The sequence below is a fragment of the Orientia tsutsugamushi str. Boryong genome (genome assembly GCF_000063545.1).
GTDB classification, from domain to species: Bacteria; Pseudomonadota; Alphaproteobacteria; order Rickettsiales; family Rickettsiaceae; genus Orientia; species Orientia tsutsugamushi_C.
This window is the reverse complement of record NC_009488.1, coordinates 1,493,241-1,504,984: the sequence shown is the minus strand read 5'-3', so window position 1 is coordinate 1,504,984 and position 11,744 is coordinate 1,493,241. Positions and strand designations below refer to the sequence as shown.

Genomic DNA, 11,744 nt, shown 5'->3' with positions numbered 1-11,744 from the left:
GCTGGAGGAGCATTTATAATGAAGTTTTTATTATTGCTATTGGGCTGTATAAGCCTAACCAGCTTCTTTTTCGAAAGTAATTTTGATTGTAAAATTCCTAAAGGGCAAAAATGTAAGTCTTTATACGAAATAAAGAATATGGTTGCTCAAGGCGCTTTTGATATTAATAATCTTGAGAAAGTTGAAACATCAAAAGTTAAATCAAAAAGACGTTGTGTTCTATACTGTAAGCGATCTAAAGCAGTTCAAGGTGTAGCTGTTGTTAACACTTCACCGAAAAAATCAAAAAAATATCTTATTAATTTATTTAAATCAAAACAGAGTCAAGGTGAACGCAAGCATACATAAGGATTTTGATCGAGAAAGATTTTCTAAACACTTTGTCTATGAATCGTATGATGAGGAGACTCAGCTATTCTTTAATCGTGGTTCAATAGGTTTTGTATTGCTTGCATGCCCATTGGCTGAAGCTAGTGTTTCGGCTCAAAATGAAATTGCTGAATTTCTAAAAAGTGATGAAAATTTACCAGCTGAAAGTAGCATGCAAGTCTTAATGATTGGTAGTAATAATATCGAACATTTTTTAAGCAACTGGCAGTTATATCGTAAAGGAGAGATATTTATTGAGTTAGCCAACAAAAGAACAGAGTTTTTGCGTGATCAAGCTCAAAAAGTAGGTTCTATAAAGGATGTAGTATTGTTAATTTCAGTTACTATACCTAATTTAAATGCAAATATCGATGATATGATTCGCAGACGAGATGCTTTAAAAGATACGTTTAGGTCCATTGGATTAAGCACTGACAATGTGAATGCACAGCAATTATTAAAGTTTCTGAGAGTAATATTTGGCTGGCCTGAAGAAGAACATTCGAATATTAATGAGTATGAAATATTGTCTGAACAAATTCTAAGTGGAGATTTTTCGTTATTTGAGAATGATGATTGTGTAAATGTAAATAATGATCAAATATTTATCAGCCTAGAAGCTCGAAAAAGGCCTGCAGAGTGCAAATTATCTGCCATGGATCTGTTTTTAGGCAATGAAATGCGTCGTGATGAATATATAAAATCAAATTTCCTGATTCATTTTGGTCTGCAAATTTTACCAAATCAAGCGATGGAAAGGTGATTTAAGCTTTTTAGGTATGTTATTAGCTGGCAGATGAAGACAAATAATGTATTGGTCACCTTTTGGCTGAGCTTTATTACCTACATTAAATAAGCATGGAGTAGCTCCAAATGAGAACTTTAACCTTTGTATAGCTATGGCTTGTATAATAACATCACTGCACTATTCATTGCTCAGCTATACTTAGTAAGTTGATTACTCAATACTGCCATTGCTATTATGAACTAAGTTATGCTTTTTATTATTTTCATGTGATATATTAATTGATTTTAATATATCATTAAATTGTTTTTCAGGAATAACATCAATTAAATCTACTGTTAAATTCCCAGACAAAGTAAAGAAATCTGAATTATGCAGCCATATTGGCAGATATTGTTTTATTTTTTGTTTTACTTCTTTATGATTTGATGTACCAATATAACTTCGTGTAGACATAATAGCTAATATAGAGTATAAAAAGACACAAAGTAATATACCTTGCATTCCACCTAACAACATACCAAAAAATTTATCTAATAAGCCATCAGTAATTGGATTAATAAGCCTAATAACCTGATTACTTAACACTGTGCATAATATCAACGACATAACATAAGATAAAATACCACTTATAATAGTTGCATAAAGCAGACTATGAGTATATTCAATAATTATATCCTGCAATGTAGGAGTTAAAAGTACAGTTAAAAATATTGAACTCACAAAAAAAATTGACCCAATAATCAATTTTAAACCACCTTTATAAAACCCTAAGGTAATTGCGCTAATAAAGATTACAAGAGAAATTATATCTATTATATTCATGTTACAATTAATATTTTATTTGTTATAATATAGTCCATTTTTTGATCATGCAACTCCCTAGGTACAAAGTTTCTTAGCTGTACATCAAAACATACTCCAATTGCTATGTTATTGCTATTAATACTTCTGACTTGCGATATGTATTGATCATAATATCCTTTACCAAAGCCAATTCTATAACCAGCAACATCAAACACCAAACCAGGAACTAATAATGCAGATGGTATCACTATATCAGTACCAACTGGAGTATATATTTCGTGTTCTTGTTTTTTGATTGGGCAGCCTATATAATAGTATCTATATAACATTTTTTTGTTAATAAGAGCTGGTAGAGCAAATTTATAGTTAGGCATCATCATTAACAAATCTAATACATTAACTTCGCCTTTAAATGGATAATAAATACCAATTACAGAATTAGTAGGAAGTAATGAAGTAAGAATATATACAGCTTGTAACAAGATTTGATGGCTTTGTTGACAACAACTTTTTAATTGTTTATTTGCCAAGATTCGTATATTCTTATATTTGGAACGTAGAGTTTGTTTATAATAATTTTGATGCATACTGAGGTTATATTAACAGATTGAGTAATAAAACATTATTAAACACAGTAATTGCTTAATTTAGAATTATTTTAAGTATAATGTATAATAGTTTATTGCAATAGAATGTAAAGTAACTCCAGATATATATTACGTTCTTAAAATTTAACTAATTAAGTTTTAGAAGAGCAGAATGGAATCTTATGACTTTTTACCAAATATCGTTATACTACTTGCTACTGCAATTTGTATTGTAATAGTTTTTAAAAAACTAAAGCTTAGTCCTGTACTTGGATATTTGGTAGCTGGAGCTCTAATTGGTGATCATGGCCTTAAAATTGTCAACGTTCAGTATACTAGTGCTATTGCTGAATTTGGAGTAGTTTTTCTATTATTTGCGATTGGATTAGAATTATCAATTGAAAGATTAAAAGCTATGAGAAGGTATGTCTTTGGCTTAGGATCGTTGCAAGTGATCATCACTAGTGTAATAATCGGTGGTTGTGTCATGTCATATTACGATAATGTTGATGTATCAATTATTATTGGAACAGTGTTATCTCTGTCTTCTACCGCTATCGTTCTTCAGGTAATTGAAGAAAGTCGTAGCCAGTCCAGTCAAGTTGGTAGAGTTGCATTATCAGTATTACTAATGCAAGATTTTGCTGTAGTACCATTACTTGTAATACTACCAATGCTATCTAATAAAACAGACATATCTATTGCTCAAGCTATGGGTATTGCTCTGGTTAAAGCTATGATAGCACTAATAGTCATATTTATTACTGGTCAACTATTCTTAAGGCCTTTATTCAAAGTAATTTCTATTGATAAACCACCTGGAAGTACAAATGAATTATTCATAGCTACAACTCTACTTATTGTATTATCTGCTGCTTGGGGAACAAGCCATCAGGGTTTATCACTTGCACTAGGTGCATTTGTTTCAGGTATATTAGTGGCTGAAACTGAATTTAGATTACAAGCAGAAGAAAGTATATATCCATTTAAGGGGTTATTACTTGGCTTATTCTTCATGTCTGTAGGAATGCATATCAATGTTAATGAAATTATTCAAAATCTGCAAACAATCTTGGTTTGCTCAATAGGATTGATTTTAATTAAGGCGACTATTGTTACTGGCTTGTGTATTCTATTTAACTTTAATAAGAGTATTGCATTACATACAGGATTACTGTTATCTCAAGGTAGTGAGTTTGCTTTTATTTTGTTTAATGAAGCAATGAAGGAGGGAATTATTGAAAACTCAATTGGTAAAACCTTATTATTAGTTGTAACTTGTACTATGGCTTTAACTCCATTATTATCTGTAGCAGGATCAAAAATTGCTGACCTGCTTGGTAATGGTAAAAAGGAGGAGTATAATCCACTTCAAATTATCGAACAAGGAGCTAGAGATTTAACTAATCATATTATTATAGCAGGATTTGGCCGTGTAGGTAGAATGGTAGCAAATGTTCTAGAAGCAGAAAATATACGTTATATTGCAATTGATATTAATGAACAAGCTGTAAAAGAAGATAATCATAGTAGTTTTCCTATTGTTCAGGGAGATATTTCTCAAGTTGACACATTAAAAGCGCTAGGAATAGAGCGTGCATCAGCAATTATTTTATCTTTAACTAATGAAATTACCATCAAAAAAACTCTAAAAGCTATATCAAATAATTTTTCACATATTGCTATAATTGTAAAAGCAAAAGATTTGCAGCGCTCTAATGAACTATATGAATGTGGAGCAACAGTTATTGTTCCATCAGATTATGAGGTTGGATTGCAGTTAGGTAGCGAAGTCTTAAAAGTAATAGGCATTAGCGATTACGAAGTTAATAGAATTAAAAACCAATTTCGTTCAGGTAATTACGTAGCTACAAAGCAAAGCCAAACCCTAGATAATGATGATGAAAACGAGTAGAATTTACAGCTTTATTATAACATTTATAATTATGGTTACTGTATTTATCAATGCTGCGTTATCAGATAACAAAAATACTAAAATTCCAAGGTTTATTTCAACCAAAACAAATGAAATCAACATGAGGACAGGCCCGAATATCAAATATCCAATTAAGTGGATATTTACCAAAAAAGATGAGCCATTAGAAATAGTCGATAAATTTGACCAATGGTACTATGTGCGCGATATAACAGGTGACTTTGGATGGATTCACTCAAGTGTTTTATCTCAAAAAAGAACAGTAGTTATTAACAGTAATAAAATACAGAATCTTTATAAATCATCTAATTATGAAAGTAGAATTATTGCATATCTTGAGCCTAAAGTAAGGTGTGAATTAAAAAAATGCACAGCTTTAATGTGCAAGTTGCACTGCAAAAATTATATTGGCTGGGTAGATCGGAAAATTTTATGGGGTGTATATGATCATGAATAAATATATTTACAAAAGTTTATTTTTTATAAATATAGTTAATAAGTAATTTGAATTATAGTACTAATAATGATATATTAATACCATAATTTATATTATCTTAACATATTATTTTTTTCTTCTCTGTAATATAATTCAACTATTTTAGCTATAATAACAGCTGAACTAACTTAATTGAGTAATGTAGTTTGGGCTAAAAACATAAATTAATACTACAGTAAATAATAATTTTTTTAAAATTTTTTGACACATAAAAAAAGATATACGCTGACTATTAATTTATATGAATATTATTGTACAAAAATTTGGTGGAGCATGTGTATCTGATACTGCTAAAATTGCTAACTTAGTAACAAAAGTACAGCGTGAAATTGATGCTAGCAATAAGGTTATAGTAGTAGTTTCAGCTATGGCTGGTATTACTAAAAAATTAATTTCATTTTGTTACAATTTAAACAGTGAATTATATACTCCTGAAACATTAGCAGAGTATGATAGCGCTTTAAGTAGCGGAGAGATTATGACAGCCTCACTATTTGCATTAGCTTTACAACAAAAATCAATTAAGTCTAGATCATTACACTCATGGCAAATACCTATTAAAACTAATAATTATCATTCTAAAGCAATAATTATAGATATTAATACTAACTTAATTCATGATATGCTATTACAAGGTATAGTACCAGTTATTTCTGGGTTTCAAGGTATCACGAATCACAATAGAATTACAACTTTAGGACGCGGAGGATCTGATATTACAGCTGTGGCTATTGCAGCAGCATTGCAAGCAAAAAGATGTGATATATATACTACCGTTGATGGAGTATTTTCAGCTGATCCAGAACTAATACCACAAGCCTGCAAGCATGATAAAATCACTTATACAGAAATGCTAGAATTAGCTTCGCTTGGATCAAGAGTAGTTCATTATCGAGCAGTACAAATGGGTATGCGCTATAATGTTCCTATCAAAGTAATACATGCATTTGGAAAAGGTCAAGGAACAATAATTCAAGAGATTACAACAATGGAACAACCTCAAATTACAGGCATTACGTATAATAAAGATATAATTTTAGTAACTATATGTATCAATGATAACAAACAATTTTTTCTTGTTATAAATCATATGCTTAAATATTCAGTCTCAATAGAGCAAATTACCAACTACCAGTTAAATAAGGTTAGTATAATCATACCATTATCTGATTTAACTGCATCAAAAAAGGCATTTGATGAATTACAGAACCAATGTATCATTAATAGCTACCAAATTAATAATGTAGCATCAGTGTCAGTAGTAGGATATGCGATAAAATATAACCCATCAATATTTCAGCAAATTACCATGGTTCTTAGCAAGTTTGAAGTGCAAATTTTAGGAATATTAGCCTTAGAAGCTAGAATATCTATTATATTGAATAAAATAGATGTTGAACCAATAGTAGCTGAGCTACATCATCATCTAATTTCAACTGCTAGTTCCGCAATCTAGTAACAAGGAAGTGTTGCAATATCTTTGTTACATAAGTATAGTCGAGTGAAGGCGTAGTAGTTTAGTTATCAACATATCCATTACACGCCATGTTAAACTTAACGTATAGATTACCTATATGCGCTTTCCTGATAACTTCATATCATTGCCTATAGCATGTTGTAAGTTATTGCTTTCAAAGATCTATAATATGGAATTTGGTAATCATTAGACTTCTTTCGAAACTAGAGAATGATGTAGAATAGTGTTATAAAGATCTGATTTGAGGTAATAGACCTCTTTCGAAACTGGTTAAGGTAGTTCAAAATTATTGCTGATAAATATCGAAATAGACGTAAAAGATTCGGTCTTAGAGTTAATTTGATCTCTGGCATTTATAATTTTGAACTACCTTAACCAGTTTCGAAAGAGGTCTAATAATGAAATTCGATCAGATTAAAGAGTTAAAGGATGAAAAATTTCGTTGATTAACAGGAGTAAGGAAGGGAACATTTTCAAAGATGGTGGATATTTTGAGGAAAGCTGATGGTCTTAAGAAATCAAAAGACGGGCGTAAAAATAAGCTTAATTTGGAGGAACAGTTGCTGATGGCGTTAGAATACCTTAGAGAATACCATACTTATTTCCATATAGGGTCAGAACTATCGGATTAGTGAAAGTTCAGCATATAAAGCTGTAAAATGGGTAGAAGACACCCTAGTTAAACACCCAAATTTTGCTCTTCCAGGTCGTAAAGCTCTAATGAAGAGCGATATGAATTATGAAGTAGTCTTGATTGATGCTACTGAGAGTCCAATAGAAAGACCCAAAAAAAACAAAAATTCTATTATTCAGGAAAGAAGAAAAGGCATACACTAAAAACTCAAATAGTGGTAGACAAGAAAACGCATCAAGTAATATGTACAAATTTTTCTAACGGTAAAAAGCATGACTTTAGATTATTTAAGGAATCCAAAATTCTTATTCATTCTAAAGTTAAAGAGATTACTGATACAGGATATCAAGGTATACAAAAAATTCACAATAATTCTGAATTACTAAAGAAAAAAAGCAAGAAAAATCCTTTAACTAAAAATGATAAAAAGAATAATTGTAGGTTAGCAGGAGAAAGAGTTGTCAATGAAAACGTTATTGGTATGCTAAAACGGTTCAAAATTATTGCTATCAAATATCGAAATAGACGTAAAAGATTCGGTCTTAGATTTAATTTGATCTCTGGCATTTATAATTTTGAACTACCTTAACCAGTTTCGAAAGAGGTCTATTATATAATCCAATCTTCTCATATAATTCTCTTCTACGCCACCTTTTTCAGCATAAGCCTTCTCAATTCACGTAATTGCATTAGATGATATCCTACTTTCTTCTCTATCAAGTCGCTTACATATCCAAAACAACTGCTAGAGTTACCAACACTAAAGTAATTTATCCAGCAGCTCGTAATATTTGGTTGATAAGATATATAGTCATTTTCAATGGGGTTCAAGCATAGAAAAAAGCGATAATAGATTCATAAAATTGAGTAATTTGATTTCTAATCCACCTCTTCATATTAGCTCAAAACTTTTCTATCGAATTTAAATCTAGAGAATAAAATAGCAGAAAAATAACTTTACAACCAACAGATTATATATTAACTATTTTATCTCTTCTTTCTATGCTCAAACATCATTGTAGATGACTATATTTTCCTTCTCATGCCTTGTAATTCTATAGATATTTTTATCATTCGTCATTACCTCCATTGTTGTTGAAATACTGTTATCAGTATGGTACGTTTGCTCCACAGGCATTACACTACGTCATTGCTAAGACATACCACTCTGTCATCCTCTCATGTTCAATTTATTTCATAGTTTACTAGTTATAGAATCTACATTGCTCTAGAATCTTTCTTTCTGGAACGAGAGTACTTCTTCAATTACTTAATATGTACTTATTATCATGCCGCCACTACCACTCAGCTATAGTGTTCAACTGTATCAGTTATAGTTTTCAGTTAAGCATTCTGCTTTCGCTATACGGTCGCTAGCTCAGCCTTTTGGACTTATCACTTTCAGAGCCATCCATGTATTTGCTTTCGTTGCAGCTTGAATAATTTGCTCTTATCCTTTTGATAAGTTTGTAGATATGTTCCAACATCTCAATTTCTCTCCATGCTGCTATCCTAACTATAGATTTCTAACTCTTCATCTAGTATGCTTACCTCACACTGTACATATTAGCTCCTCTGGATATACAACTAGTACGTGATGCTTTGGCATCACATTACTCAAGCCTCTTTAAGCACAATTTCTGTTGAACAGGTTTAATATGTGTAAGCAAACATTGCAAAGCTTTTGCTTTATTCCATCTGCTTTCCTGTATTGCCTTTACGATGCGAGTTCGATAATTTTTAACAACTTTATTACATTTCTTCCAGTTTATACTGTACCAATGTATTTTGTTATCAATAACCCACTGTAGTCATTTACAATGAAGTTTGCATATAAAATATCCTGTTGGTAAATCTTATGACGCTATTGTCGCTTTTTTCTATGCTCAAACCTCATTGTAAATGACTATAGCTGTAAAATTTATAACCATCATTTTGCTTTTCTAATTTCAAAGTGTCATCAAATTCTCTCGTCATAAGAAACCATAACAGAAGGCTCAAACTTTCGTGTGGAGCATTTTTTCTGTTTTCCTCTGCTTGCACCTTCATCAGCTTACCTTACATTTCACCTTCAATATTGGAAAAGATACAGGCTTACTGTGTTCTATCTATATAACATAAATTGGTTATGTTCTACCTGTCCGCATGTGATCATATAGTCTACGTATTGTCAGGTTCTAAGGCAAATAATCAGATCATTTCTCTTTTGAACAAAGCCTTACAGTATCCTTTGCTTTTTATTACTAACAACATTCATCAGTAGTTTACTTATGTTAACTATGCCATTTACCTAGCCTCTGGCTGCATGATACTACCACCAAAGCAAATCTTGATTTTAACAATTTATACGCTTCTTTTAATATATAGCTAAACTACTATAAAACAGTTATAACAGTTTGGCTATCACTACAACTCAGATATACCTTTCAAAAAGTATATAATATAACTGTTTTATAGTGGTTTAGTTATATCTAATTTTACCTAAGTTACTATAAATTTATCTACCACATTAGCTAGTAGGTTTTCGGCATTAATTTTCATCTCTCTCAGTTTCAACTCAGTAGAAGCTAATAATGTTGGTGATTGCATTAATGTGAATATTTTTTCAAATAAAATATGAGGTGTGATAGTGCTTTGCTCTATACACCAACCAGCTTTATTATCTGCAATAGCTTTTGCATTAAAAAGCTGATGATTTTGTGCAGAGACAGGATATGGTACTAATATTGCAGGTTGACATAAAGATATTATTTCAGATATAGTAGATGCTCCAGCTCTGCAAATTGCTAAATGAGAATTTTTGTACTTGTCAGCAATATTGTAAAAAAAATCACTCACTTCATGCTCTATATTTAGTTCAGTATACATTGCTTTAACGTAATTAATATCCTTTGCTACAGCCTGATGAACAATAGTAATTTTAAAGTCATGATCACAATTGACTAGTAATTTGATTGCATTAGGCACAAGAGTAGAAAAGATTTTGGTTCCTTGACTACCTCCAATTACTAACAGCTGAAAATTTTTAGAGTTAAAATTACGTTTTGGAGTAAATCTTAAGGCTTTTCGCACAGGAGTTCCTGTAACTATTACTTTATGTTTATAGCGATTATTCAAATTGAGAGTATTAGCAAACGTTACAGTTATAGCTTTAGCATATCTTAAAAAAAGCCTATTAGCTAGGCCTAAAACACTGTTTTGCTCATGTAGAATAAATGGAATTCTAAATAATATTCCATTTATAATAATAGGAGCAATAGTATATCCTCCAAAAGCTACTATGAGGCTTGGAGAATTTGAGTAGACTAATTTGAATCCAGTTATACAAGCAGCTAATATTCTTATATAGGCATAAAGTTTTTTAATCCCTGTATTAGAGATGGATACCATATTCATAATATGGATTTTAAAACTATAATTAAAATTTAGGAGATATTTTTCGCACCTAGTGTCTGTAATCAAGTATACATTATAACCACGCTCCTGTAGTTCTTCTCCTAATGCAATCGCTGGAAATAAGTGCCCACCTGTTCCACCTCCAACTAAAAATATTGTTTTCATATTTTATATCTTGAGTTTATATTTACTAAGATCAGTTTTATGCCTTGTAAGAGCAAGTAATATTCCAACTCCTATCGCTACTGCGACGCTGGAAGATCCACCGTAACTAATAAATGGCAAAGTCATACCTTTAGTTGGAAGCAGGTTAGTACTAACACACATATTAACTATAGCCTGAAATCCAAACTGTGAAAGTATGCCTGAAGATACAAAAATTGTATAATTATCCTCTTCAAAGAGCAATTTGATGAATCCATATATAACAATAAAAGTAAAAATTGCTACAATTATTAAACAGACTATAGCTCCTAACTCTTCACCAGCAACAGCAAAAATAAAGTCAGTATGAGAATCAGGTAACATGTGCTTGACTAAACCTTCTCCTGGCCCTTTGCCATATAGTCCTCCATTTTTAAATGCTTGTAAAGACTTCATGACTTGGTAATTTTCGCTATTGGCTGGATCCAAAAAACTATTAATTCTTCTCTTAACATGCGGTAATAATGAATATGCTCCTGCTGTTCCAGCAATTGATATACATATCAAAATCAAGAGCCATAGTAACGGTATACCTGCTATAAATAATTGTATTCCAAATGCAACCGAAATTGTTATTAACATACCAAAATCAGGCTGAGTAATTAGCAGTAATGCTACTATTAAATATAAGATAATAGTAACAATAAAGCGAATTTCATTGCTTTGAATAGCTGAAAGAAGCCATCCAGTAATCACTAAAAAAAATGGTTTTACAAATTCAGAAGGTTGCAATGATATTCCTCCAATATTAATCCACCTTTTAGCTCCCTTAATAGGATTACCATAAAATTTAATAAATATTAATAATATAATATTTAGAATAAATCCTAAAATAGCTAAACGCTTTATTGTAGTTTTATTGAGAAACGATACAACAAATGTTGTACCTACTGCTAGTACAACATAAAATATATGCTTGCTAGCAAAATACGACTGTGGAACTCCTATTCTATTTGCTACTGCAGCGCCAGAGGTTGTTACTAGCATTAGGCTTAAAGCAGATAAAATACATAATAAAAATACCGTGTATTGATCTATACTTTTCCACCAGCGCCATAATATTCTAAACTTTTCAGTCGAATTATAGTTCATA

General features: G+C 31.0%; 9 protein-coding genes and 2 pseudogenes. 6 read left to right on the top strand and 5 right to left on the bottom strand.

Going from position 1 to position 11,744, the window contains the following annotated elements:
* The first annotated feature begins 18 nt into the window (after window positions 1–18).
* Together OTBS_RS07180 and OTBS_RS07175 are read left to right on the top strand one after the other, a co-directional pair.
* Window positions 19–348: a hypothetical protein gene (locus OTBS_RS07180; RefSeq protein WP_041621308.1), complete on the top strand. Its 330-nt coding sequence runs from the start codon at window positions 19–21 to the stop codon at window positions 346–348.
* Window positions 329–1,129, top strand: a pseudogene (locus OTBS_RS07175) (conjugal transfer protein TraC); the annotation flags it as partial. The gene OTBS_RS07180 and the pseudogene OTBS_RS07175, both read left to right, overlap by 20 nt.
* A 198-nt stretch (window positions 1,130–1,327) precedes the next feature.
* On the opposite strand, the gene OTBS_RS07170 reads toward OTBS_RS07175, so the two are convergent.
* Window positions 1,328–1,939, bottom strand: coding sequence for a CvpA family protein (locus OTBS_RS07170; RefSeq protein WP_011944934.1), 612 nt, complete (start codon window positions 1,937–1,939; stop codon window positions 1,328–1,330).
* Window positions 1,936–2,508 carry a 5-formyltetrahydrofolate cyclo-ligase gene (locus OTBS_RS07165; protein WP_011944933.1) on the bottom strand — a complete coding sequence of 191 codons (573 nt, stop codon included), beginning with the start codon at window positions 2,506–2,508 and terminating at the stop codon, window positions 1,936–1,938. The genes OTBS_RS07170 and OTBS_RS07165 overlap by 4 nt, the downstream gene beginning before the upstream one ends.
* Window positions 2,509–2,680: 172 nt before the next feature.
* Here OTBS_RS07165 and OTBS_RS07160 point away from each other — a divergent pair, with 172 nt between their 5' ends.
* From OTBS_RS07160 to OTBS_RS12845, 4 genes and pseudogenes are all read left to right on the top strand, one after another.
* Window positions 2,681–4,423 (top strand): cation:proton antiporter, encoded by a 1,743-nt coding sequence (locus OTBS_RS07160; RefSeq protein WP_011944932.1) that lies wholly within the window; start codon window positions 2,681–2,683, stop codon window positions 4,421–4,423.
* Window positions 4,404–4,901, top strand: coding sequence for an SH3 domain-containing protein (locus OTBS_RS07155; RefSeq protein ID WP_011944931.1), 498 nt, complete (start codon window positions 4,404–4,406; stop codon window positions 4,899–4,901). The genes OTBS_RS07160 and OTBS_RS07155 overlap by 20 nt, the downstream gene beginning before the upstream one ends.
* Window positions 4,902–5,181: 280 nt before the next feature.
* Window positions 5,182–6,396 (top strand): aspartate kinase, encoded by a 1,215-nt coding sequence (locus OTBS_RS07150; protein WP_011944930.1) that lies wholly within the window; start codon window positions 5,182–5,184, stop codon window positions 6,394–6,396.
* Between the two features lie 419 nt (window positions 6,397–6,815).
* Window positions 6,816–7,640, top strand: a pseudogene (locus tag OTBS_RS12845) (IS5 family transposase).
* Window positions 7,641–8,664: 1,024 nt separating this feature from the next.
* On the opposite strand, the gene OTBS_RS16875 reads toward OTBS_RS12845, so the two are convergent.
* The 3 genes from OTBS_RS16875 to OTBS_RS07130 form a co-directional block, all read right to left on the bottom strand.
* Window positions 8,665–8,775 carry a hypothetical protein gene (locus tag OTBS_RS16875; protein ID WP_232489057.1) on the bottom strand — a complete coding sequence of 37 codons (111 nt, stop codon included), beginning with the start codon at window positions 8,773–8,775 and terminating at the stop codon, window positions 8,665–8,667.
* Window positions 8,776–9,532: 757 nt separating this feature from the next.
* Complete coding sequence (gene murG / locus OTBS_RS07135; RefSeq protein ID WP_011944929.1) at window positions 9,533–10,612, bottom strand: undecaprenyldiphospho-muramoylpentapeptide beta-N-acetylglucosaminyltransferase; 1,080 nt, start codon at window positions 10,610–10,612, stop codon at window positions 9,533–9,535.
* Window positions 10,613–10,615: 3 nt separating this feature from the next.
* Complete coding sequence (locus OTBS_RS07130; RefSeq protein ID WP_011944928.1) at window positions 10,616–11,743, bottom strand: FtsW/RodA/SpoVE family cell cycle protein; 1,128 nt, start codon at window positions 11,741–11,743, stop codon at window positions 10,616–10,618.
* Window position 11,744: the final 1 nt, after the last annotated feature.

Excerpts from the sequence above, each read along its gene's own strand:
- OTBS_RS07180 (WP_041621308.1), top strand. The coding sequence starts at position 19 with ATGAAGTTTTTATTATTGCTATTGGGCTGTATAAGCCTAACCAGCTTC.
- OTBS_RS07170 (WP_011944934.1), bottom strand. The coding sequence starts at position 1,939 with ATGAATATAATAGATATAATTTCTCTTGTAATCTTTATTAGCGCAATT.
- OTBS_RS07165 (WP_011944933.1), bottom strand. The coding sequence starts at position 2,508 with ATGCATCAAAATTATTATAAACAAACTCTACGTTCCAAATATAAGAAT.
- OTBS_RS07160 (WP_011944932.1), top strand. The coding sequence starts at position 2,681 with ATGGAATCTTATGACTTTTTACCAAATATCGTTATACTACTTGCTACT.
- OTBS_RS07155 (WP_011944931.1), top strand. The coding sequence starts at position 4,404 with ATGATGATGAAAACGAGTAGAATTTACAGCTTTATTATAACATTTATA.
- OTBS_RS07150 (WP_011944930.1), top strand. The coding sequence starts at position 5,182 with ATGAATATTATTGTACAAAAATTTGGTGGAGCATGTGTATCTGATACT.
- murG (WP_011944929.1), bottom strand. The coding sequence starts at position 10,612 with ATGAAAACAATATTTTTAGTTGGAGGTGGAACAGGTGGGCACTTATTT.
- OTBS_RS07130 (WP_011944928.1), bottom strand. The coding sequence starts at position 11,743 with ATGAACTATAATTCGACTGAAAAGTTTAGAATATTATGGCGCTGGTGG.